At 43.9% G+C, this 23,613-nt stretch carries 22 protein-coding genes and 5 tRNA genes; 21 read left to right on the top strand and 6 right to left on the bottom strand.

Annotation, left to right across the window (positions count from 1 at the left end; genetic code table 11):
• Nucleotides 1-39 precede the first annotated feature (39 nt).
• On the top strand, nt 40-1,110 hold the full coding sequence (locus tag ACYQ0H_RS07090; RefSeq protein WP_459812143.1) for a type IV pilus twitching motility protein PilT: 1,071 nt from the start codon (nt 40-42) through the stop codon (nt 1,108-1,110).
• A gap of 151 nt (nt 1,111-1,261) precedes the next feature.
• Here ACYQ0H_RS07090 and ACYQ0H_RS07085 read toward each other — a convergent pair whose 3' ends face one another.
• The gene (locus ACYQ0H_RS07085; RefSeq protein ID WP_459812142.1) at nt 1,262-2,140 is read right to left on the bottom strand and encodes a DMT family transporter; all 879 of its coding nucleotides are present in this window, start codon (nt 2,138-2,140) and stop codon (nt 1,262-1,264) included.
• Entirely contained in the window at nt 2,137-2,535 is a 399-nt protein-coding gene (locus tag ACYQ0H_RS07080) for a DUF3783 domain-containing protein (protein ID WP_459812141.1), read from the bottom strand. The genes ACYQ0H_RS07085 and ACYQ0H_RS07080 overlap by 4 nt, the downstream gene beginning before the upstream one ends.
• 320 nt (nt 2,536-2,855) lie before the next feature.
• Here ACYQ0H_RS07080 and ACYQ0H_RS07075 point away from each other — a divergent pair, with 320 nt between their 5' ends.
• The 14 genes from ACYQ0H_RS07075 to ACYQ0H_RS07010 all read left to right on the top strand — a co-directional run bounded on the left by ACYQ0H_RS07075 (nt 2,856) and on the right by ACYQ0H_RS07010 (nt 10,751).
• Complete coding sequence (locus ACYQ0H_RS07075) at nt 2,856-3,410, top strand: VanZ family protein (protein ID WP_459812140.1); 555 nt, start codon at nt 2,856-2,858, stop codon at nt 3,408-3,410.
• Between the two features lie 222 nt (nt 3,411-3,632).
• A complete protein-coding gene (gene rpmG / locus ACYQ0H_RS07070; RefSeq protein WP_002848320.1) occupies nt 3,633-3,782 on the top strand; it encodes a 50S ribosomal protein L33 in 150 nt (49 codons plus the stop codon).
• 17 nt (nt 3,783-3,799) lie between these two features.
• On the top strand, nt 3,800-4,060 hold the full coding sequence (gene secE, locus ACYQ0H_RS07065) for a preprotein translocase subunit SecE (RefSeq protein WP_459812139.1): 261 nt from the start codon (nt 3,800-3,802) through the stop codon (nt 4,058-4,060).
• A gap of 62 nt (nt 4,061-4,122) precedes the next feature.
• A complete protein-coding gene (nusG, locus tag ACYQ0H_RS07060) occupies nt 4,123-4,653 on the top strand; it encodes a transcription termination/antitermination protein NusG (protein WP_459812138.1) in 531 nt (176 codons plus the stop codon).
• Between the two features lie 171 nt (nt 4,654-4,824).
• On the top strand, nt 4,825-5,250 hold the full coding sequence (gene rplK, locus ACYQ0H_RS07055; protein ID WP_459812137.1) for a 50S ribosomal protein L11: 426 nt from the start codon (nt 4,825-4,827) through the stop codon (nt 5,248-5,250).
• 124 nt (nt 5,251-5,374) lie between these two features.
• Nucleotides 5,375-6,070: a 50S ribosomal protein L1 gene (gene rplA / locus ACYQ0H_RS07050; protein ID WP_459812136.1), complete on the top strand. Its 696-nt coding sequence runs from the start codon at nt 5,375-5,377 to the stop codon at nt 6,068-6,070.
• A 282-nt stretch (nt 6,071-6,352) separates the two neighbouring features.
• The gene (gene ilvB, locus ACYQ0H_RS07045; RefSeq protein WP_459812135.1) at nt 6,353-7,978 is read left to right on the top strand and encodes a biosynthetic-type acetolactate synthase large subunit; all 1,626 of its coding nucleotides are present in this window, start codon (nt 6,353-6,355) and stop codon (nt 7,976-7,978) included.
• Between the two features lie 113 nt (nt 7,979-8,091).
• A complete protein-coding gene (ilvN, locus tag ACYQ0H_RS07040) occupies nt 8,092-8,589 on the top strand; it encodes an acetolactate synthase small subunit (protein WP_459812134.1) in 498 nt (165 codons plus the stop codon).
• Between the two features lie 73 nt (nt 8,590-8,662).
• Complete coding sequence (gene ilvC / locus ACYQ0H_RS07035; protein WP_459812133.1) at nt 8,663-9,679, top strand: ketol-acid reductoisomerase; 1,017 nt, start codon at nt 8,663-8,665, stop codon at nt 9,677-9,679.
• A 244-nt stretch (nt 9,680-9,923) separates the two neighbouring features.
• Nucleotides 9,924-9,999 (top strand) — tRNA-Val (locus ACYQ0H_RS07030).
• A 53-nt stretch (nt 10,000-10,052) separates the two neighbouring features.
• A tRNA-Asp gene (locus tag ACYQ0H_RS07025) sits at nt 10,053-10,129 on the top strand.
• A 4-nt stretch (nt 10,130-10,133) separates the two neighbouring features.
• A tRNA-Phe gene (locus ACYQ0H_RS07020) sits at nt 10,134-10,209 on the top strand.
• 39 nt (nt 10,210-10,248) lie between these two features.
• Nucleotides 10,249-10,324 (top strand) — tRNA-Gly (locus tag ACYQ0H_RS07015).
• A 148-nt stretch (nt 10,325-10,472) separates the two neighbouring features.
• On the top strand, nt 10,473-10,751 hold the full coding sequence (locus ACYQ0H_RS07010) for a hypothetical protein (RefSeq protein WP_459812132.1): 279 nt from the start codon (nt 10,473-10,475) through the stop codon (nt 10,749-10,751).
• Between the two features lie 2 nt (nt 10,752-10,753).
• On the opposite strand, the gene ACYQ0H_RS07005 is transcribed toward ACYQ0H_RS07010, so the two are convergent.
• Nucleotides 10,754-13,468: a glycosyl hydrolase family 59 gene (locus ACYQ0H_RS07005; RefSeq protein ID WP_459812131.1), complete on the bottom strand. Its 2,715-nt coding sequence runs from the start codon at nt 13,466-13,468 to the stop codon at nt 10,754-10,756.
• Nucleotides 13,469-13,763: 295 nt separating this feature from the next.
• Between ACYQ0H_RS07005 and ACYQ0H_RS07000 the strand changes: the two genes are divergently transcribed.
• The 3 genes from ACYQ0H_RS07000 to ACYQ0H_RS06990 all read left to right on the top strand — a co-directional run bounded on the left by ACYQ0H_RS07000 (nt 13,764) and on the right by ACYQ0H_RS06990 (nt 17,338).
• A complete protein-coding gene (locus ACYQ0H_RS07000; protein ID WP_459812130.1) occupies nt 13,764-14,576 on the top strand; it encodes an AraC family transcriptional regulator in 813 nt (270 codons plus the stop codon).
• A 127-nt stretch (nt 14,577-14,703) separates the two neighbouring features.
• A tRNA-Pro gene (locus tag ACYQ0H_RS06995) sits at nt 14,704-14,780 on the top strand.
• A 368-nt stretch (nt 14,781-15,148) separates the two neighbouring features.
• A complete protein-coding gene (locus tag ACYQ0H_RS06990; RefSeq protein WP_459812129.1) occupies nt 15,149-17,338 on the top strand; it encodes an N-acetylmuramoyl-L-alanine amidase family protein in 2,190 nt (729 codons plus the stop codon).
• 62 nt (nt 17,339-17,400) lie between these two features.
• On the opposite strand, the gene ACYQ0H_RS06985 is transcribed toward ACYQ0H_RS06990, so the two are convergent.
• Nucleotides 17,401-18,714, bottom strand: a complete 1,314-nt coding sequence (locus tag ACYQ0H_RS06985; protein ID WP_459812212.1) for an MATE family efflux transporter — start codon at nt 18,712-18,714, stop codon at nt 17,401-17,403.
• Between the two features lie 329 nt (nt 18,715-19,043).
• On the opposite strand from ACYQ0H_RS06985, the gene ACYQ0H_RS06980 reads away from it, so the two are divergent.
• Together ACYQ0H_RS06980 and ACYQ0H_RS06975 are read left to right on the top strand one after the other, a co-directional pair.
• Complete coding sequence (locus tag ACYQ0H_RS06980; protein WP_459812128.1) at nt 19,044-19,931, top strand: tRNA 2-thiocytidine biosynthesis TtcA family protein; 888 nt, start codon at nt 19,044-19,046, stop codon at nt 19,929-19,931.
• Complete coding sequence (locus ACYQ0H_RS06975) at nt 19,931-20,629, top strand: tRNA threonylcarbamoyladenosine dehydratase (RefSeq protein ID WP_459812127.1); 699 nt, start codon at nt 19,931-19,933, stop codon at nt 20,627-20,629. Before ACYQ0H_RS06980 ends, ACYQ0H_RS06975 begins: the two co-directional genes overlap by 1 nt.
• 68 nt (nt 20,630-20,697) lie before the next feature.
• Here ACYQ0H_RS06975 and ACYQ0H_RS06970 read toward each other — a convergent pair whose 3' ends face one another.
• Together ACYQ0H_RS06970 and ACYQ0H_RS06965 are read right to left on the bottom strand one after the other, a co-directional pair.
• On the bottom strand, nt 20,698-21,219 hold the full coding sequence (locus ACYQ0H_RS06970; protein ID WP_459812126.1) for a GNAT family N-acetyltransferase: 522 nt from the start codon (nt 21,217-21,219) through the stop codon (nt 20,698-20,700).
• Between the two features lie 100 nt (nt 21,220-21,319).
• Nucleotides 21,320-22,621 (bottom strand): phenylacetate--CoA ligase family protein, encoded by a 1,302-nt coding sequence (locus ACYQ0H_RS06965; protein WP_459812125.1) that lies wholly within the window; start codon nt 22,619-22,621, stop codon nt 21,320-21,322.
• Nucleotides 22,622-22,824: 203 nt separating this feature from the next.
• Here ACYQ0H_RS06965 and ACYQ0H_RS06960 point away from each other — a divergent pair, with 203 nt between their 5' ends.
• Nucleotides 22,825-23,547 carry a hypothetical protein gene (locus ACYQ0H_RS06960; RefSeq protein WP_459812124.1) on the top strand — a complete coding sequence of 241 codons (723 nt, stop codon included), beginning with the start codon at nt 22,825-22,827 and terminating at the stop codon, nt 23,545-23,547.
• Nucleotides 23,548-23,613 lie beyond the last annotated feature (66 nt).

The raw sequence follows: 23,613 nt of genomic DNA, 5'->3' as shown, positions 1-23,613 counted from the left end.
TAAGATAACTAATAAATACTTTCAGGAGGTTAATTTTATATGTCAGTTGATATTAACAAAATACTGGATGAGTCTAGGGCTTTGGGGTGCTCCGACCTTCATTTTACCGTAGGAATCCCGCCGATAGTAAGGCAGGGAGGAAATCTCAGAAAGCTGTCGTCATACCCCGATATGACGGAAATAGATATTCTCAAGATATGCGAGGATATGTGTACGGATAAGCAGCGGCAGTCTATTAAGGATCATATTGATACCGACTTTACCTTCGTTTCGTCAAGAGGCTTCCGCCACCGTGTCAACGTATACCGTCAAAGGGGAAATACGGCTATTGCTATCCGTTTGCTGAGAAACGATATTCCTACGCTGACAGATCTTAATCTTCCTCCTGTGCTTGCGGAATTTGCTATGCGTCCGAGAGGGCTGGTGCTTGTAACAGGCCCTACCGGTTCAGGTAAGTCAACTACTCTTGCGGCTATGATCGACCATGTAAATATACATAAATCGGCGCATATAATCACAGTTGAAGACCCTATAGAGTATATGCATGCGCATAAGAGATGTATGGTAAACCAGAGAGAGATCGGCCCGGACGTTCCCAGCTTTTCAATGGCGCTTCGTGCCGCACTCCGTGAGGACCCTGATATTATCCTTGTAGGAGAAATGCGTGACTTTGAAACTATTGAAGCAGCAGTTACTGCCGCTGAAACAGGACACCTTGTTATGAGTACACTTCATACTACCGACGCCGCTTCAACTATCGACCGTATCATAGACGTTTTCCCGGCTCATCAGCAGCATCAGATAAGAACTCAGCTTGCCTCTGTTCTGGTAGGAATATGTACCCAGACTCTCTGCCGTACCTTTGACGGAACGAGCCGTGTGGCTTGCTGTGAGATACTTAACGCTACCGATAATATCAAGGCGATGATCCGTGACGATAAGGTACACCTTATCAACTCGGCAATGCAGACAGGTAAGAACGTCGGAATGCAGACTCTTGACCAGGAGCTTGCAAAGCTTGTCCGTGACAAGAAAATCTCCATGGAAGTTGCTATTGAAAAGTGCCTGAACGTAGGAGAGCTTAAGAGATTTATCGCTGCCGCAAGGTAAAAGCGGCAGCTGTACGATACAGTGATTTGCACATTACTTATATAAAAGAAACGGGCGAACCCAGTCTGCTTCTGCGGGAACAGCGATACTGCGTTGTTCCGGCCGAGTCAAACTGAGCCGCCCGTTTTTACTTTTGAATCATCAGCTGTTTTCAGCTTTCTGTTTTCCGCAGGTTGTTATACCAGAAGTTAACAACAGCCATAAGAATTATTACCGCATACCCTGCAAAACTCCATTTATCCGGAATATCGCCGAAGAAAATAAAACCGAGAATAGTTGTAAATATAAGCTGGGAGTAGTCGTAAACCGAGATCTCCTTTGCAGGAGCGTAGGTGTAGGCGGCTGTTATTGCGAACTGTCCTCCTGCCGCCGCAGCTCCCGCACCCAGCAGGCATAGAAGCTGGGTCACGGACATCGGGTGAAAATCCATAAGCATGAATGGCAGGCAGAAAAGACAGGAGAATGCGGAAAAATACGCGACGATATACGCTCCTTTTTCGCCGTGCTGACCTAAATATCTTACGCAGGTATACGCAAGTCCGGCGCCCATTCCTCCCAGAAATCCAAGCAGCGCAGGTAAAAACTCCACATTTGAAAAGCTGGGCTTTATTATGAACAGGCTTCCGATAAAGGCGCATAGTACGGTAAATCCCTGAAATGCGGTAAGGCGTTCTTTAAGAAAAATAAATGAGAATATTATAACAAAAAACGGCGACATTTTATTGAGCATTGAAGCGTCGGAAAGTATCATATTGTCTATAGCGTAAAAGTTGAAAAGCATTCCGATAGTTCCTGCCAGCGCCCGTATAAATATTATCGGACGGTTTTTGGTATTCTGTATCCTGAAAGGGATCCTTTCTTTTTTCAGTATCGCCAGAGCAAAGAAAAATGCTATAAAATTTCTGAAAAAGGTTTTCTGAAAAGTAGGTAGATCGCCGGACATTCTTACGAAAGCGAACATAAACGCAAAGCAGAAGGCGGATATTATAATATAGATTATCCCAAGATATTTTTTTCCGTTGCTTGTCAATTTACAGTGCCTCCGTTCAGGGCTTTATGTTCTCTTTCAAGCTCTTTTATCAAAGCGCACAAAGTCCATGACTGGTTTGAAGGAGTGCAGACCGCTTTAAGCGCTACGCTTATATTTTCTCTTCTCATGGCTTTTACAAGGCTGTCAAGACGGCGGCGGTCGATACCGCTGAATATTACGCATTCTTCGGACGGCGGAGCTTCGCAGACCTTGTTAAGTGATCTGAAGCCGGGGAAACCGCATAAAAAGCCGATCTGCTCCTGAGCCTGCGAAAGCGTAAGAGAACGGTGTTCGATCCCTTCACTCAGGCAAAGCGCTTCAAGTCCCGCCTGTTTTTCCTCTGTAAGATTAAGGCTAAGCACTAAAGGCTTTGCCGAAACAATTCTGGATCTCATTTTATCATTCCTTTATTTGTGATTACTTTTAGTATTATACTACTTTTAAGAGGTTTATGCAACCTTGTTTCATTAAATCCCATGGAAATCTGATTTCTATATTTACTGTTTGAACAAATTTTGTTACTGCTTGCCGGACGAATGAGTTTGTATCGTCTTTGTCTTAGCGTACGGCAAGTAAAAGACAGAAAAATAAATTGATTTTCATGATTCGATAAATATTAAATATGTCCGGCTCTTCTGTTGACAAAAAGGAAAAAAATGTGTATAATTAATTTCAGTTGGAAGAAAAATACGTCCGATATGAAAAGGGAAACAAAATGATATTATTGCAGGTTTTAAAAAGACGTATGCCGTTATGGTCGGCGGCGGACGCCGTTTTCTTTGCGGCAGGGGCGGTCTTTCTGCTGATTTTGTTCAGACGGCTGAAGTTCAGGCGATTTCAGTACGCTGCTGGAGCGGCGCTTTATATCTGGACGTTCAATGTTCTGGTAACTACTCTTCTGATGAGGGAGCAGGCGGAGGACTATAGGTATGACCTAAGAATATTTTATCAGCTGAAAGTCGGATTTACAGACGGGAACTCCTATGTCTTATGCGAGCTTGCGTTGAATTTTCTTATGCTTGTTCCTGTAGGACTTCTGCTTCCTCTGCTGCTTAAGACACGGAAGAGGTTTATTATTTCAGCCTTGTGCGGAGCAGGTTTGTCTGTTTTTATAGAGCTTACTCAGCTGTTCCTGCGTCTGGGAGAGTTTCAGCTTGACGATCTTGCAGCTAATTCTCTGGGGGCATTTGCAGGCTCTGTCTTATCATGCTGTATATATATCAGAATCAATCGCAGGGAAAATTTACAGAAAGTTAATAAAACGGCTTGACAAGCAAACTTTAATATGATATAATAATTGTACCTCTTTATGAGGTCTATTTTTTTGCGTATTTAAAGCGTTACAGACGCCGAGGATACGGCTTAAAACATAAGTTACCTCATAGCTGTGCAGACTCGTAGGTTTTTTACATCTGCGTATATGCGCTTGAGGGAGGCAGACGCATTCTGCCCGTTCTTGCAGAATGCAAATTTCGTCAGGAGGTGCCGAAAAATGAGAGTTAAGATCACGCTCGCTTGTACTGAATGCAAGCAGAGAAACTACAACACGAAGAAGAACAAGAAGAATGACCCTGACAGACTTGAGATGAATAAGTACTGCAAGTTCTGTAAGAAGCACACTCTTCACAAAGAGACCAAGTAAGTCGGGAGGGCTTTATTATGGCTAAAAAAGAGGCTGACTCCAAGACTGCAAAGTCAAAGGCGTCCGCTAAGTCGGAAAAGACTAAAAAAGGCGGCGTTAAGAAGTATTTCAGGGATCTGAAATCAGAACTTAAAAAGGTCGTATGGCCAAGCAGGAAGCAGGTTATAAACAATACGGGAATAGTTCTTTCCGTGATGGTGGTTATGGCTTTATTTCTGTTCGGTATCGACACCGGACTGGGCGCTGCGATCAAGGCTCTGCTGAATTTAGGGTCTTAACAAACGGGCGGTTCGGTAAATGCACGGTTTTTACAGCTTGCAATATTACGGAGGTTTAGATCATGTCTGAAGAAGCAAAGTGGTATGTTGTCCACACATATTCCGGTTATGAGAACAAGGTTAAACAGAATATTGAGAAAGTTGTGGAAAACCGAAAGCTTCAGGAGCTCATTCCGGAGGTAAAGATCCCGACGGAGCTTGTTTCCGAGGTAAAGGATAACAAGGAGGTCGAAGCTGAAAGAAAGCTTTTCCCCAGCTACGTTCTTGTAAAAATGGTTATGAACGACGATTCATGGTACATTGTAAGAAACACAAGGGGAGTTACGGGATTTGTCGGTCCCGCGTCAAAGCCTGTTCCTCTTACTGACAAAGAGGTTGCCGCTCTCGGAGTAGAAGCCGAGAGGAAAAAGACCGTTGAGGTCAACTATAAGATCGGAGATCTTGTGGTAGTTACCGGCGGTTCGTTTGAGGGCTTTACCGGAACTGTTCAGAATATTGATATAGAGTCGCAGACTGTTGACGTTATAGTATCTATGTTCGGAAGAGAAACTCCTGTAAACCTGCCTATATCTCAGATCAAGTCCGAGGATTAAGGCAAGGACGGATAAGGCTCCGTCTTTAAAATTCATACGTTTATAAGAAGCGAAAGTTGATATACAAGACATTCCGCTGGAATCAATGCGGTTTGTCTGTTGACATCTTGCTTCAAAAAGTGGGAGAGCGTTCCGGCGCTCGCCTTACCACAAATTATGGAGGTGCGAAAGATGGCACAAAAGGTAGTAGGCTATATTAAGCTGCAGATTCCGGCAGGAAAGGCGACTCCTGCACCACCGGTAGGTCCTGCACTGGGACAGCACGGTGTTAACATCATGGCATTCACAAAGGATTTCAATGAGAGAACAAAGAACGATATCGGTCTTATCATTCCTGTTGTAATCACTGTATATGCCGACAGATCGTTTACGTTTATTACTAAGACTCCTCCGGCGGCTGTTCTTATCAAGAAGGCCTGCAAGATTGAGTCGGGTTCAGGTACGCCTAACAAGACAAAGGTTGCTACGATCACAAAGGAGCAGGTACAGAAAATCGCCGAGCAGAAAATGCCCGACCTGAATGCTGCAAGTATTGAGTCTGCGATGAGCATGATCGCAGGTACCTGCCGTTCAATGGGTATCGTTGTAGAGGACTGATAATCTGTAACCTGATCGTAAACCGTATATAAGTAAGTTTACGGCAAAATGGTGGGAGGAATTTTCCGCTAGCCGATATGCTATATGGGTATCGGTATTACCACTTATAAGGAGGAAATAATTAATGAAACACGGCAAAAAGTATGCTGACAGCGCAAAGGCTGTTGACAAGGCTAAGCTTTATGACGCTCCTGAAGCTCTTGATCTGGCAGCTAAGGGTGCAAAGGCTAAATTTGATGAAACGATCGAAGCTCATATCCGTCTGGGCGTTGACTCCCGTCACGCTGACCAGCAGGTAAGAGGAGCTGTAGTGCTTCCTAACGGAACAGGTAAGTCTATCAAGGTATGCGTATTCTGTAAGGAAGATAAATATGAGGCAGCTAAGGCTGCAGGCGCTGAGTATGTCGGCGGTATGGATCTTGTAGAGAAGATCACAAAGGAAAACTGGATGGATTTTGACGTTGTAGTTGCTTCGCCTGATATGATGGGCGTTGTAGGACGTCTTGGTAAGATCCTCGGACCCCGCGGACTTATGCCTAACCCTAAGGCGGGTACTGTAACTCCTGACGTTGCTAAGGCTGTAACAGACGCTAAGGCTGGTAAGATCGAGTACCGTCTTGACAAGACAAATATTATCCACTGTCCTATCGGCAAGGCTTCTTTCGGAGCTGAAAAGCTTGAGGAAAACTTCAATACCCTTATGGACGCTGTTGTAAAGGCTAAGCCGGCAGCTGCAAAGGGTCAGTATCTCAAGAGCGTTGTTGTCGCTTCGACAATGGGCGTTGGTATCAAGATCAATACTTCCAAGTACGGAAGCTGAGTTCAGCAGTAACGCTGCGTTAGCGCGGTATTATTCTGAATTTCGGAATAGTTTTATCAAGATATTTAATTAGACCGGAAAAGGCGGAAAGGCTTTTTCCGGTTTTAATTTATTAATAGAAATGCTTTTAGGATACTGATAACTATGATCAATGAGCAGATTCTTGACTTAATGTGAAAGACTGCTCAAACCCTATTGACTTTAAAGGGGTTTTGTGGTATAATTAATTAATTTCAGACGTATTAAGCGTCTGAGAAAATTTTATTACGGAGGCGATCTTTTATGAAGATGAAAGCTGCTCAGGCAATGGTTGAATGTTTAAAGGCGGAGAATATAAAGGTCGTCTATGGCTATCCGGGTGCGGCTATATGCCCGTTTTACGACGCACTGCTGGACGCAGAGGACGACATAAAACACGTTCTCGTCCGTCATGAGGCTAACGGAGGTCACGCCGCTAACGGCTTTGCAAGAATTTCAGGCAGACCTGCGGTTTGTATCGCTACATCCGGGCCGGGAGCTACGAATCTTATTACTGCGATAGCTACCGCTTATGCCGATTCTATACCGATCGTATGTATTACCGGACAGGTCAATACAGATCAGATAGGCAGCGATGTTTTTCAGGAAGCGGATATTACCGGAGCGGCTGAACCGTTCGTTAAGCACAGCTATCTGCTGAAAAATGCCGACGATCTGCCTCAGGTTTTTAAGGAAGCCTTTTATATTGCCGGTACGGGACGTCCAGGACCTGTGCTTATAGATGTTCCAATGGACGTTCAGAAGGCTGAAATTGATTTTGAGTATCCCGAAAGTGTGGATATAAGGAGCTATAAGCCTACGACCAAGGGCAATTATCTACAGATAAAAAGGGTTCTGTCTGCGCTGAAGGAAGCTGAGAAGCCGCTTATCTGTATCGGCGGAGGAATATTTGCTTCTCATGCGCAGGAAGAAATTACAAGGCTTGCGGAGGTATTACAGATTCCTGTAATTACTACGATGATGGGAATATCGGTATTCTCCGATGATAACCCGCTGTTTTTCGGTATGCTTGGTATGCACGGTGTAAAATCGGCTAACACTGCGGTTAACGAGTGCGACGTATTGTTTCTTGTTGGGGCAAGGGTCGGTGACAGGGCGGTAAAAACTCCTCTGGCGCTTGCTAAGACTACAAAGATATTACATATAGATATCGACCCGGCTGAGATTGGAAAGAATATAAACGCAGATTATCCCCTTGTAGGCGACGCTAAGGCGGTGCTTTCGCAAATGCTGGATATGGCTGAGCCTATGGAGCATAACGCATGGCTGGAGCGGCTTGCTTCACTGAAAAAGCCTAGAAATTTTGAGAAACCCTGTAAGGAAACAGTCAATCCGAGAGAGTTTATGGCGAAGCTTTCAGCGAAAATGCCTGGCGAAACCGTTGTTGTCGCAGATGTCGGTCAGAATCAGATCTGGACGGCTACCGGCTACCATATCAAAGAGGGCGGAAGGTTTCTTACTTCAGGCGGTATGGGAACTATGGGCTACTCGGTTCCGGCTGCTATCGGAGCGAAAATGGCAGATCCCGACAGACCTGTTATGGCTGTATGCGGCGACGGAGCTTTCCAGATGGAATTTATGGAGCTTGCTACTGCAGTTCAGCACGGAGTGAAGGTCAAGCTTGTAGTAATGTCAAACAACCGGCTTGGAATGGTAAGAGAGTTGCAGACAAACGGATATAAAGGAAGAGAAACGGCGGTATTTCTGGACGGCTCTCCGGACTTTATAAAATTGGCGGAAGCCTATGGAATACAGGCTTTGAGGGTCACCGATGAAAGCTCTGAAGACGAAGCGATAAGGCTTTTAAGCGAAACGGATAAGCTTTGTCTTGTCGAGGTTAGGGTTGACGAAAATGCAGCTACGCTCTGATCATCCTGCATTTTGATGTATCTTTAATTTTAGATGCAGGAAAAATTAAAAATAAATTAATAATAAAGTGATATACTTATAAATTGCGGAAGATAAGTGGAGGGTATAAGGATATGAAGCATACAATATCTGTTTTAGTGGAAAATCACAGCGGAGTGCTTTCAAGGATTTCAGGCTTGTTTTCAAGGAGAGGTTTTAATATTGAAAGTCTGGCTGTAGGGCCTACTCAGGATCCTGCAATTTCCCGTATAACTATCATTGCCGACGGAAACGAGCATACTGTCGAGCAGATCGAAAAGCAGTTAAACAAGCTTATTGAGGTAATAAAGGTCAAGACCCTTTCAAAAGACGAATGCCTTGCAAGAGAGCTTATGATAGTTAAGATTGCCTGTACCGCGGAAAAGCGCAGTGAAATTATGACTATCGCTGAAATAACAGGGGCTAAGGTAATGGATATTGCCCTGACGACAATGACGCTTGAGCTTTGTGATACATATGCTCACCTTAAGCGGTTTGAGGAAATAATCGCTCCATATAATATACTTGAAATGGTAAGAACGGGAACGATAGCGATCCAGAAGGGTGCGGAGGTTATCGCCGCAAAGAAATAATTTCGATTATATAGCCGGAGGGCTACATAAAATATATTAGGTATTACATATTTAAATACTGGAGGAATTAACAATGGCAAAGATTTTTTATCAGCAGGACTGCGACCTTAACCTTTTAAAGGGTAAAACAGTAGCAATAATCGGTTACGGATCACAGGGACACGCTCATGCTCTTAACCTCAAGGACAGCGGAGTAGACGTAGTCGTAGGTCTTTACGAGGGTTCAAAGTCATGGAAAAAGGCTGAGGAGCAGGGACTTAAGGTTATGACTACCGCCGACGCTGCAAAGGCTGCCGACGTTATTATGATCCTTATTCCTGACGAGAAGCAGGCTGCGCTTTATAAGAGCGAGATAGCTCCTTATCTTACTGAGGGCAAGACGATCGCTTTTGCTCACGGCTTCAATATTCATTTCGGCTGTATCGTTCCGCCTAAGGACGTTAACGTTATAATGATTGCTCCTAAGGGACCGGGTCATACGGTTCGTTCTGAGTATCAGGCAGGCAAGGGTGTGCCTTGTCTTATTGCTGTTGAGCAGGACGCTACAGGCAACGCTCAGGATATCGGTCTTGCATATGCGGCAGGTATCGGCGGCGCAAGAGCAGGCGTTCTGGAAACGACATTCAGAACTGAAACTGAGACTGACCTCTTCGGTGAGCAGGCTGTTCTCTGCGGCGGAGTATGCGCTCTTATGCAGGCAGGCTTTGAAACTCTTGTTGAAGCCGGCTACGATCCGAGAAACGCTTACTTTGAGTGCATTCACGAGATGAAGCTTATTGTTGACCTTATTTATCAGTCAGGTTTTGCAGGAATGAGATATTCTATTTCCAATACTGCTGAGTACGGCGATTATATTACAGGTCCTAAGATCATTACAGAGGATACAAAGAAGGCTATGAAGAAGGTTCTTTCCGATATTCAGGACGGTACTTTTGCTAAGGACTTCCTCCTTGATATGTCTGATGCCGGTTCTCAGGTTCACTTCAAGGCAATGAGAAAGCTTGCTTCCGAGCATCCTTCCGAAAAGGTCGGCGCTGAGATAAGAAAGCTTTACAGCTGGAGCGACGAGGATAAGCTTATTAATAACTAGCTCATATATGAGATGTGACTGCTGTAAAAGTACGGCAGTCACATTTTTTATTTAGCATTCCAGGTCTAGATATTCAATTATAATTGTGTAATTTTCCTAAAGACCCACCGTTTGCTTTAAGAAAAATAGCTTGAAATGACGAAAATGATTTTTTAGTGAAAAAAAGTGAAAAAGGACTTGACAAATAAGCAGAAATAGCGTATAATAATTTATGTTGTGAAACGTGAGTTTTCAATCAATGTGCGGGAGCATAGCTCAGCTGGGAGAGCATCTGCCTTACAAGCAGAGGGTCACAGGTTCGAGCCCTGTTGTTCCCACCAAAACAAGCAGAAAATGTTGAAGCCTTTGACTTCAACATTTTTAATCTGCTTATGGCCTGATAGTTCAGTTGGTTAGAACGCTAGCCTGTCACGCTAGAGGTCGTGGGTTCGAGCCCCATTCAGGTCGCCATTTTGCCTCTGTAGCTCAGTAGGTAGAGCAGGGGACTGAAAATCCCCGTGTCGATGGTTCGATTCCGTCCGGAGGCACCAAAAAAATTGTCAGGTCTGTGTAGTTTTCAGTCCTGCAATGCGGATTTAGCTCATCTGGTAGAGCGCCACCTTGCCAAGGTGGAGGTAGCGAGTTCGAGCCTCGTAATCCGCTCCATATATAGTTAATGTCCGCTACCCTAATGGGCAGCGGACATTTTTTTGTTACTAAATTTAGGCGTAAATGATTTCAGCTTGACAGTAACGGACAGCTATGGTATAATAATGGTGAATTGATACTATTTTGACAGAAAGGGCAGGACATCATGGGAAAGAAGTTGGACGGTGAAGTAAAAATAGAGATCCAGGGCTTTGACAGACCTGATTCCTGGAATACCTGCAGGTATATTGTTTATTCCTGCCGCGGAAATAATACTGTCGCTTTGCGTACCGATAAACTTATGTCAGCTCTGGCGTTTATTAAAAAGAATTCTGACAGAAAGCATCACTACAAGCTGTACGACCGAATAATAAATTCGTTCAGCATGAGTGAAATACTTCGCGCAGCTCAGGAGGACGAGAAAAGCGGACAAACGCACCGATAAGATCAGCTTTTCTTATCGGTTTTTTTCTTTTTTCGTATAATTGCGGCTGCCGCTGTTCCGACACCAATTACCGCCGCTGCTCCTGCTGCAGCTGTAATCGCTTTGAAACGTGAGCCTTTTACGTTTCCTTCCGATCCGGAGGCTGATTTTTCATTGGCGATCTCTTCGGCGGTGTGCATAGTCTTTATCTCATACTCGTCCGATATTTCAGCGGAGTCAAGCCAAAGCTCTCCGCTCAAAACGGTAAGCTTAACGGTATGTTCTCCTCTTTCAAGTCCTGACAGATGGTAAATGCATCGTCTGCTTCCGCCATTGACTTTGTAATTATCCGCCTGAACTGCTCCATCAGCTTCTATCTTTATGATAGCTCCTTTTTTTCCCGGCGAGCCGGTAAATGAGAAGCCCTTGCCGCAGAACCTAAGAGTTACTTCAGCTCCATCAGAGCCTGTTGAAACCGTTCTTTTATAATTGGAAAAACCCGCCATGGTGTTATGCTCCCAGCCGTCAGAATATTCAAATTCGTCGTCTGTGTTGTCAAGCCTTATTATGTAAGGGTCTGAATTGTCTGCCGGCTCAGCTTTTACGTTATCAAACATATTATTGTTGTAGCTGCTGTAAAGAGCCGCTCTTCCTCCGGCACACAAAGCCCGCCTGCTGTTGTCTGCGGCGTTGTATTCGCACAGCTGTTCACCGTTTGCATAGGCTTTTACAGTATTCTCAACAGCCTCGATCTTTATTCGAGTCCATTGGTCAGAAGCAAAGTTTTCTATTCTTCCGGAAGCAAGCGCTTCTTTGTCCTTTCCCTGATAAAGCTCCCAGCTGCCGTTTTCAAACAGCTTTATCCAGTATCCGCTGAATAGCTCGGAAGCAAGGTTGTAGCGCAGTCCTGCCCCGACAAAGTTGTCCTCGGGTTTATCTGAAGGTGAAAATCTCACATCTGCCGATACGCTGTAGTTGAACCAGGCGTCGTCACCGAAGTTGGTTACTGCCGCGGGAAAGCTTCCGTTCCATTCAAACGCTCTTATCTCCTTGTTTATCTTTTGTACCAGTATGTTGTTTCCGTCAATGTTCTCAACCTCAAACGCTCCGGCTTCATCTGTAGTATAACGGGGGGCAAAGCCTCTTGAGGACAGGTAATTTTCCGGATAGCCATTGTATTCAAAGTCGTCGCTGTAGGGAAGGCTGAGTATTTTTCTTTCCCCCTCCGAGGGAGCGGCGTAGTCCTTCTCTTCGGCTTTAAGGGTAGAAACAGTTATCATAGAGTAAGGCTTTACCGTAATGGAATATACATATCCGCCGTTGCCTTTTTCAGGAATGATCGTATTGACTTTCTTATAGTAGTTCTCGTCGTATCTGCCGCCGTTGGGTCCTCTGGTTTCCCAGACATCAACGCTTTCCCCCGCCTTATCAAGGTTTGATACCTCGAAGCTGTAGGAGATTGGTTCGGAGGTGGTATTAGTAATAACACAGCTGTAATCTCCCGAAGACATATCTGCCGCAGTCATATAGCTGTAAACTGCATTCTGGATACAGTGACCGTCGCCGCCTTTTTCGCCGTCCCCTGCACAGGCTCCGTCGATAAATGCCCAGCCTTTTTTGAAGAACTGAGAGAAATGAAGAGCCATGTAAAAGCCGTTGTCCAGCTGATAATATCCGCTCCACGGTTCGTTTGCGGTAATAAGCTGTTTATGGCTGTAGGTTGCCCCGTCGTAATAGGAGGAGATAACCGGCTGAAGTTCGTGAAGCGTCATTCCTCCGCCCGGATACATTGTTATGATACGGTTGGCTATATCGAGAATTCCGTTAAGATCGCCGAGTCCCGAGCCGTTTCCGTCATATTTATAAGTACCCTTGGAATAGCTCATAGGCGAGCTTGCTTCTGAAAACCAGATCTCCTTGCCGTATTTGTTCATAAGCTTCATTGTATTTTTATCAGACCAGCTGGAATAATGACTGCCTATAACGTCAACGGAATTCATAAGTTCCTCGTCATAAAGCATTTCCTCCGAGATCCTCCAGCTTGTTACCTCGTCTGCCGCAACTATCTTTATTTTTGAAAAGTCGTAGGGGCAGTCCTTTTCAGCCTTAAGATGAGAGGAAAGATATTTTATCCATTCAATATCAAGACCCTTTTCATTCTGGTTTGCGCTGACATATTCAAATTCAAGACCGTAGGTTTCGTAAGCGGCACAGAGGGTCTCCTTATACCATTTGTATCTTGCGGCATTGACATCATCAGAGGTGGATACCCATCTCGGCTCGCTCCACCAAAGCATATCCAGAGTAAGCTCAGGGTTTATTTTTTTAGCGTCCGCCGCAAGCTGATAACCTGCCCCTCTGGTAACGTCGGCTTTTTCGTCTTCGTATCTCATTACCGACGGTTCGGTTCCTGAGGAGGAATTTATATCCGCCCCCATTTCAAGCTTCAGATGAGTAAGACCTATCCCGTCCTTTCCGAACATATAATTCAGAAGCTCCTCATAGCGTTCAGGCTGCTCTGCTTTGTAGTCAAGCAAAAGCCTTGAGGTATTGTTTGCGCTTACCATTCCAAGTCCTCTGTAAAGCTTGTTTTCCTCGTTGGCGGCTTTACTGCCGTCGATTTTTACCATCATAGTTTTACCCTCCGCATAGGTTGTTTCCGTCGGGAATGCTGCGGCAGTACCGACAGTCAGAGCTGCCGCTGCACAGACAGACAGAATTTTTTTGACTGAGATCATAAGATCACTTCCTGATATTTTCTTATAGTATACTTATATTGTACTAAAAGAAAACCGAGCCGTCAATCATAAATCTTTAGCATATTCCAGCTATTTGAACATTTGCATTGTATATCTGCCCTAGGAAAGGACAATAAAAATTTGCTAATCTGACGAATCAGAACTTAAATTAATATTTGTTCAGATATATAAACAAAACTGTTATTGTAATTTAGTCTTACGGCAGTTGAATTTAACAAACAGGCGTGCTATAATTAGCTTATAATAATTTGAGATGAAAATAGGAGGTAGCTTTATGCCGTCAACTATATATCCTGTCATAGGCAGGGAAAAATGCCTGCCGTTTTATCTGTCGGGTATAGGAATAAGCGACCCGGAATATCATGTAGTTCGTGAAAGCGGTCTGGTTTCTCATCAGTTTATGTTTACTAAATGCGGCTGCGGCAGATTTCTGGCGGAGGATGCGGAGCTTTTGCTTGAACCGGGTAGCCTTATGTATCTGCCGCCGCAGCTTCCTCACGAATATTTTCCGGAAGGCGGGAAATGGGAGACTCATTGGCTGGTGTTCAGAGGTCAATATGCTTTACCGCTTATGGAGCAGATGGGTTTTACGGGGGCAATGGCGGAAAAGGCAGCAGACCCCGAAAAGCTGGAGCATATCTTCTCGGTTCTTCTGACTGCCGCTTCAGATTCGGTATACGGCGGCGAAAAATGCTCGGAGCTGGTATACGAATATATTATTGAAGCGAGAAAGCAGTTTTTTGAGGAAGCCGCTTATCTGGGTGCAGGCAGCGTAATAGAAAGATCGATCGAGTATATTGACGCCAACTTTTCAGGTGATATAACTCTGGAGCAGCTTGCCGACCTTGCAGGAATTTCACAGCAGCATTATTGCAGGGTATTCAGGAAATGCGTAGGTATGAGGCCGATGGAATATATTTCTCAGAAGCGTATTGCAAAGGCTAAGACGCTGCTTACCGAAAGCGTAATGGCTATAGGCGATATAGCCCGTGCGGTAGGATATTCCGGTCTTACATATTTCGGTATGGTTTTCAGAAAATACGAAGGTATCTCTCCTGCCGCATTCAGAAAAAGAGGGTATCATTAAGGGATAGTGTGTGATTTGATCAGCTGTTCGCCAAGTCTGATATGTTATATTTAAATTAATTTTTAATTTGAAGCAAAAACACTTGACACAAAGATAAATTAGTGATAAAATATTATACAGAGTTTTTCGAGGTGTAGCTCAGTTTGGTAGAGCACTACGTTCGGGACGTAGGGGCCGTGGGTTCAAGTCCCGTCACCTCGACCATATTACATAGAAACCACGCAAATGCGTGGTTTTGTTTTTTAATACACGTTTTTCGCACGACTTTAATTTCTTGTTTACCGTATCTGAACCGTATGCTGCTATATTTATCTGCTATGCATCTCCCGGACTGTCAGTATGCACAAGATATTTTTAACTGCTCAGACGTCTGTATCTGTGAATGTCAGTGATCGCCATATTATTTTTATCACAGCGTTTTCACATTGTTTTCGTTTGACAGACGAGATGTACTATGGTATAATTTAATGTGAATACAGATGTGCTTTAGGATATTTTAATTACGGAAGGCAGGTGCAGGTCTGCGCTGCGGAGCGGTCGCTCCGGATCTTTACGGCGCGGGCATTTGATATATGAGTACCGTAACCGGCGGAAAGCTTTACAGCGGTGAAAAAATTTCGGATAAAAGCAGGAAACAGATAATAGCGGCTGCTGCGACCTGTACTATAGTAATGGGCGCGGCATTCGGCGGGTATCTTTATTACGGCGCAAATTATGCCCCCGGCTGGCATACCGCCGATAAGGGTACATATTATATAATCAGCGGCGAGGAAGGCCGGGCAACCGGAATGCAGCTTATAAGCAATTCTACATATCTATTCGACGAAAACGGCTATATGCTTACCGGCTGGCAGGAGTTTGAGGGTGAAAGATATTATTTTGACAAGTCGGGAGTTATGGTAAAAGGACGCGTTACTATAGACGGAGAGGAATATTACTTTGCCGATGAATCGGGAATATTCAGAACAGGATTATGTAATCTTAACGGTATTGAATATTATTTCAACGATCATGGCTTTCCTGACTCTGGTTTCAATAAGATAAACGGCGGAGATTATTATTACGACGCCGAAGGAAAGAAGATAACAGGCTGGGCGGAGATAAGCGGAATTCAGTATTATTTTAAAAATTCTGGAGAAATGGCGATCGGTTTTCTTGAAATAAACGGAGCGGCTTATTATTTTGCTCCCGACGGTCATATGGTAACCGGCTGGCAGGATATAAGCGGAAAACGATATTACTTCGGAGATAACGGCGTAATGTTCAAGGGGTGGAAAAAAGACGGAAGCGACTATATGCATGCCGACGAGGACACCGGCGCTTTCAGCGTAGGATTTACTCAGATAGGTGATAAGACCTATTACTTTGACAGCGAATTAAAAATGGTAAAAAAATGGCAGACTATAGGAAAGAAGCGGTATCATTTTTCTGATGACGGAGTAATGGATACAGGCTGGTTCAAGGATAACGGCAGCAAGTATCATTTTGGCAAGAACGGGGCGGCTGATACAGGCTTTGTAAAAATAAAGGATCATTATTACTATTTTGATAAAAAGGGCAAACTGCTATCAGGCTGGCAGGAGATAAATAAAAAGACCTATTATTTCGGTCAGGACGGAGTAGTCGAATCCGGCTTTATGGACTGGGACGGCGAAACCTATTACTTTGATCCGATCGGGCATAATGCGGCCGAGGGCTGGATAAAAATATATAAATACGGCGCTGAGGAAAAGAAGAAAATAATTCAGTTTAAGAACGACTCGAAGCTTTTTGACAAGGAGCTAAAAGCTCAGACGGATAAAAAAGCCAAGCTTTCCGAGAAGGAAACAAAGCGGCTTGAAGAAATAAAGGAGCAGTACGGCGAGGATACTTATGACGCCTTTATGCTCGAAGCATATAAAAAGATAGGAAAAGAGCTTTTTTATCAGCTTTATTTCGATGAGTATAATCATATGGTTACAGGCTGGCATGAGATAAAAGGTTATAAGTTTTATTTCGATATGGAAACGGGAATTAAAGCCACGGGCTGGAAAACTATTGATAAAAAGCGTTATTATTTTGGACTTTGCGGTGCAGCGGCTACAGGTACAGTAACTATCGACGGAGAGGAATACACGTTCTCAGAAGACGGAGCGCTTGCCGACGGACTGGTCGAAACAGAGGACGGTCTGCGTTTTGCCAAGAAGAAAACAGATGAAGAAGACGAGCTTTGGGTAAAGGAAGATTTCAAGTCCTCCGGAGGATACGTTTATTATTTTGACCATGAAGGCTATGCGGTAAAAGGCTGGCATGAGATCGAAGGAAAGCGTTATTATTTCAATGATGAATACCGCCTTGAAAACGGAATTTTTACCGAGAACGGAGCGGTGTACTATATGAGCAAAAACGGAATGGTAACGGACAAGTGGGTAAATACTGAAGAGGGAACGTATTATTTCGGCGGCGACGGAAAGGCAGCTTCCGGCTGGACTACAATAGACGATATAGATTTTTATTTCAGCGGCGACGGTAAGCTGCAGAGCGGCTGGACAGATATTGGCGGAAAAAGATACTTTCTTGAAAACGGTGTAATGCTTAGAGGTCCTGTTTATATAGACGGCGTTTATTACGTTATAGGCGAGAACGGGTATCTGAAAAGCGGCTGGATAAAGTGGAATTCACAGCATTATTACTGCCGTGATGACGGAACGCCGTATACTGATACAGAAAAGACTATCGACGGAAAGAAATATACTTTCGATTCAAGCGGAGCAAGACAGTAAAATAACTAAAAAAACGGGAGGCCCTGAGATACAGGACTTCCCGTTAGCTGTTTGTTTTCACATTATTTGTCCGTTTCGGCACGGGCAAGTATCTTTTTAAAGCTTAAAGCGAATAAGACCCCACAGGTAAGAGCGGCTGCAATATCTGAGATCGGTTCAGCATAGTAAACCCCCATTACTCCGAAAAATCTTGGCAGGATAAGAGCCAGCGGTATAAGCAGTATGACCTTTCTGAGCATAGCTATAAAGAGAGATATTTTTGCCTGTCCCAGCGCCATAAAGGTATTCTGGCAGGCGAGCTGAAGACCGAAGATAAGCATTCCTGCAACAAATACCGGAAGTATACCTGCGGTAAGCTCTATCAGCTCCGAGCTGTTCGTAAAAAGCTCGGCAAATATCCGTGGGAACAGGATCGCTGTAAGCGCCATAAGCGAGGAATAGCAGAACATAAGCGCAGCCAGTCTGCGGAACGTCAGCCTTACCCTGTCAGTCTTTCCGGCTCCGTAATTATAGCTTATTATAGGACAAACACCCTGGGCAAAGCCGGTTATAGGGATAGTCATTATCTGCATAACGCTCTGCATTATTGTAAGCGAACCGACGTAAAGGTCTCCGCCGTATCTTTTGAGTCCGCTGTTCATTACTATAGATATAAGACTTTCAGTCGATTGCATTACAAACGGTGATATTCCCAGAGCCGCCACGGATTTTACTATAGCTGCACAGGGCTTCAGGAATTTCCTGTTTATCTTCAGTGAAGCTTTTTTTGAGGTCAAGAATTTTATTACCCAAACTGCGCTGAATGCCTGTGAGATTATTGTTGCTGCCGCCGCTCCGCGTACTCCCATATCAAAAACGAAAATAAAGAGAGGGTCAAGAGCGATGTTCAGAACAGCTCCTATAAGCACGGATAGCATTGCAATATTAGAACGTCCCTGAGCGGTTATAAATGTGTTAAGTCCGACTGTTATCTGAACGAATACAGTTCCCAGCAGGTATATCGACAGATAATCATCGGCATACGGAAATGTAGAGTCGCTTGCACCTATCATATATAAAAACGGGCGCTTAATCAGCATAAACAGAATTGAAAGAACTACTGAGAGAATAATAAGGACCGTAAAACCGTTGGAAAGTATTCTTTCAGCTTTTTCGCGATCTCCCTTTCCGAGAGAAATTGCCGCAAGCGGAGGTCCTCCCCCGCCTATAAACATAGAAAATGCGGAAATAATTATGATTATCGGCATTGCAAGTCCTACTCCGGTAAGGGCGGTCGCTCCGACTTCTTTGATATGTCCGATATAAATTCTGTCTACTATATTGTAGAGAAGATTTATTACCTGAGCGACAAGAGTAGGTATTCCCATTGAAAACATCAGCCGCCATATGCTGTCAGTACCGAGTCTTTCATCGGCGGCATAATTATTTTTCTGCACAGTAAAACCTCCAGTTAATATTATAAAATGCAATATAAAATGCCGCTTTGCATAAAAGCATACGGCATTTAATTTATTATATTATATCATACTTTTATTGCTTTTTCAACCGAGGAATATAATAATTTATAAACAATACTTTAAGACTTGTATATATTTAGTACGGGTCAAGCCGGGGCGTCTAAATATATTTTGCCGCTGCGCCATTGACGTAAGCGTTATTTCATAGTATAATTATCAGGAAAGTTTATTGTTTAGGAGTGCGTAAAATGGCAAGGACCCTTGAGCCTTATCAGCTTATAGAGAGAAGTATTATAAAAAAATACCGCAAGGATATATGGAACAAGTTTGTAATGGGAATAAAGGAATATAAAATGATAAATGAGGGGGACAGGATCGCCGTCTGTATTTCAGGCGGAAAGGATTCAATGCTTATGGCAAAGTGCCTCCAGCATTTGCAGAAGTATTCCGATACTCATTTTGAGCTGGAGTTTCTTGTAATGAATCCCGGCTATAACGAGGCCAACAGACAGAAGATAATCGACAACGCAAGGCTTATGAATATTCCTATACATATGTTTGAAACCCGTATATTTAATATAGTAGCCGGAGTAAACAGCAATCCCTGCTATCTCTGCGCCAGAATGAGAAGAGGACATCTATATAAAAACGCTCAGGATCTCGGCTGCAATAAGATCGCTTTGGGACATCATTTTGATGACGTTATCGAAACGATACTTATGGGAATGATCTACGGCGGACAGGTTCAGACTATGATGCCTAAGCTTCATTCAAAAAATTTCAAAGGAATGGAGCTGATACGCCCTCTTTATATGGTCAGGGAAAAGCATATAAAGGACTGGGCAAGGTACAACGGCCTTGAGTTTATACAATGCGCCTGCCGTTTTACAGAGGAATATTCAAAGCTGGAAAACAAGGGCGAGCTTTCAAAGCGTCAGGAAATAAAGGCTCTTATCGCAAGACTTGCGCAGGACAACGAGTTTATTGAGACCAATATTTTTAAGAGTGTTTACAACGTTAATCTTCGGACGGTAATAGAATATGAATATAAGGGAAAGCGTTATAACTTCCTTGATACTTATGACGATCATGACCCGAATAAGGAGCATAGTGAAAACTGCGGGGAGGAAGAATAATGGAAACTCAGCTTTCAAGACTTGAGCTTATATACGGAAGCGAAAAGGTAGCATCGCTTGCAGACAAAAGAGTGGCGGTATTCGGAGCAGGCGGAGTTGGCGGTTATATAATCGAAGCGCTTGCCCGAAGCGGTATAGGAGCGATAGATATTATCGACAGCGATACGGTAGCGCTGTCTAATCTCAACCGTCAAATAATCGCGGTACAGGATACTGTGGGAATGTTGAAAACCGAAGCTGCAAAAATGCGTGTAATGTCAATTGATCCTGATTGCAGAGTAATCGGGATACCGAGGTTTTATGCGCCTGACAACGCTGACAGCTTTGATTTGAAGAGCTATGACTATATTGCCGACGCTATAGATTTTGTGCCGGGAAAGATCTCCCTCGCGGTAAGATGTCAGCAGCTGGGAGTTCCTATAATAAGCGCTATGGGAGCGGGCAACAAGATCCACCCTGAAATGCTTGAAGTTGCGGATATTTATCAGACCTCAGTCTGTCCTCTTGCCAGAGTTATGCGCAGGGAGCTGAAAAAGCGGGGAGTAAAGAAGCTTAAGGTAGTTTATTCCCGTGAGGAAATAAAAAGACCCCCGCATTGCGAGGGTGAAAAGCTGCTCCCGGGAAGCACGGCTTTTGTGCCTTCCTGCGCCGGACTTATTATGGCTTCTGTAATAGTAAACGAGCTGTGCGGCGAATAATTAATGTGAGCAAAGTGCAGCTTACGGAGCGGAGCATATCCGCTCTTTTTTATTGTCTGCTGTTTGTTTTAGGCTTCGTCCCCGTTTATGACGGAAAATACGATGTGAGGCATATCAATTCCCATATAATGCTTGATAAAAATACTTCGGGGAAGCATTCCGTTTCTTATAGCAACTCTCTGAGAGGGCAGATTGTTGGTTCTTATAATAGAACATACCTCCCGAGCGTCAAGCTTTTTAAAGGCGTATTCCTTGCAGGCTTTTGCCGATTCATAGGCGAAGCCTTTATGCCAGAAGCGTCTGTTGAAAAGATAGCCTATCTCCATAACCTCTCTTCCGCCTGCGTCCTGCATTGTTATTCCGCACTGACCTATAAGCTTTCCCGTTTCCTTCAGTATCGCCGCCCAAAGCCCGAAGCCGTATTTTTCATAGCGTTCAAGCTGGCGGTTTATCCAGCTGTGTACTTCGCTGTCCGAAAATGCGTGTTCGTAGGCGTACATTGTTTCTTTGTCCTGTAAGATCTCGGATATTTCGATGTAATCGTCCATGGTCATTTCACGAAGCGCAAGTCGGCTTGTTTCTAAAATCATATTTCCTCCTATAGCAGCAGTAAATGATCAGATAATTTTTTAGTATAAGCTCGGACAATAAATCAGCAGGAGCGGATATTATCGCCCCTGCAATTAAGAATTATTTGTTTCTCAGATCAAGAATGCGCTGAGCCTTGCCCTGAAATCTCTGTAAGGTTTTATGTCCGACAATAGTGATCTTAGTGTCTATGCCCAAAACGGTTTTCATTCCGTGGCGTATATCCTTGTGAAGCTGTTCAAGCTGAGGGAAGTTATCAAGGATAGGACTGCACTTGTCCGAAAGCTCTACCTTTACTTCAAGATGGTCGGCGCAGTTTTCCCTTGTAAGCACCAGCTGATAGTGTGGAGCTATCTGCTCAAAGCCCATAAGCACGCTTTCTATCTGGGACGGGAATACGTTGACTCCTCTTATCTTCAGCATATCGTCCGAACGTCCTCTGGGCTTAGCCATTCTTGCAAAGGTCCTGCCGCATTTGCAGGTATCATAATTTATCTGGGTAATGTCCTTTGTTCTGTAGCGGAGCATTGGTATACCCTCTTTTGTAAGAGTTGTAATAACAAGCTCGCCCTCCGAGCCCCTGGGAAGGACCTCCCCCGTCTGAGGATTTATTACTTCAGCATAGAAGTGATCCTCGTTTATGTGCATTCCGTCACGCTCTATACATTCGCCGGAAACTCCCGGTCCCATAAGCTCGCTCATTCCGTAGTTGTCGGTAGCGAATACATTAAGCGTCTTTTCGATCTGTTCTCTCATTTCAGGAGTGCAGCCCTCCGAGCCGAACAGTCCCAGCTTAAGGTGTATATTGTCAATAACCCCCATTTCCCTTGCCTTTTCTCCTATGTACTGTGCGTAAGACGGAGTAGATACAAGGGTATTTGTACCGAAATCCTGCATCAGCATGATCTGCTTCTCGGTATTTCCGCTGGAGGTCGGAACTACTGCTGCTCCGATTTTTTCAAGACCGTAATGCAGTCCGAGCGCTCCGGTAAAAAGTCCGTAGCCGAACGCTATCTGAACTATAGTTTCGTCGCTTGCGCCTACTGCGGTCACTAAACGTGCAACGCAGTCTCCCCACATATCAAGATCGTTTGCGGTATAGCCTACGACCGTAGGTTTTCCTGTCGTGCCTGAGGAGGCGTGTATTCTTGATATTTTCTTTATCGGAACGGCAAAAAGTCCGAACGGATAAGTATCGCGCATATCCGCTTTTGTGGTATAGGGAATATACTGAATATCCGACAGCGTCTTTATTTTATCGGCGGATACGCCGGCTTCGGTTAGGCGCTTATTATAGAACGGAACATTATCCATACAGTATTTTACAAGTCTTTTAAGCCGCTCCAGCTGAAGCTTTTCGATTTCAGCTCGGGGCATAGTTTCAATATCCTTTTGAAAAAACATAACTAAATCTCCTTTAAAGTATTAAAGCATAATTTATATTATACTACATAATACAAAATATTTCAAGGGCTTTTGATAAAATTATATACAAATTTGGCTACTTGATTTTATGCAGTTTTAAGAGTATAATTAATTGGAAAAGTGTTTAAGTCTAAGCATAATGCTTTTTGTTTATTTCCGACATTGTATATGGGAGGCATAATATGCAGGTATGGGAGCTTGATACGGATAACAATAAAGCGGGAAGCAGGCAGCTTAATCATATGCTTGCCACTGTATGGGGTACTGTGGCGGTGATTATGTTATTGACATTGATATTGACACTGATAATTGTATCCCTTGATTTGAATTTAAGTAAATCGGCCGTCGGCTGGACAATAACTGCCGTTATGGTGGCAGCGGTGGTTTTTGTGACCTGGGTAGTGCATTTACAGACGGCTAAAAATCATATTATTGATTATAAGTTTGTTTCAGATCTGGACGGCAGGCTGTGGATAACGGATTACAAGCTTCGAGGCTTCCGTAAGCTTTATTCGCAGATGCGCAGGAGCGGCAATGAGCAGATCAATTTTCTATCAAAAGCGGCGGCTCTTTTGACGGGGGAAATAGGTGGGGTCGGAATAATGCCGGATTATATAAAAGATGTAGAAGTTATCAATTATTTTGAAGCACATAGATCTATACGGGTAATGGCTGATTATTTTCCCGTTTACTTTTACTGCTATTACATTATCGAAAAGGAACAGGTGCCTGCCATTGCATGGAGGATCGATAAAATATTGAAGGTCAGGGAAAAAGGCAGCAGCGTAAAAATAAAGTTCAGAAGCTATGGAAAAACAAGAACTATTTGGTACAGTACAAATATAGCTAATTATCATCAGCTATATGATCTGCTTATCGGATTTAATGATTGCAGGAAAACTTGACTGTTTAAAATATTATAAAACAAAAGGGAGGCGGGCTTATGTCTGAATATTCAGGCTGTAAGCGGT

The sequence above is a fragment of the Hominimerdicola intestinalis genome, assembly GCF_054655215.1.
The sequence above is the reverse complement of the archived record's forward strand: the minus strand, read 5'-3'. Positions and strand labels throughout refer to the sequence as shown.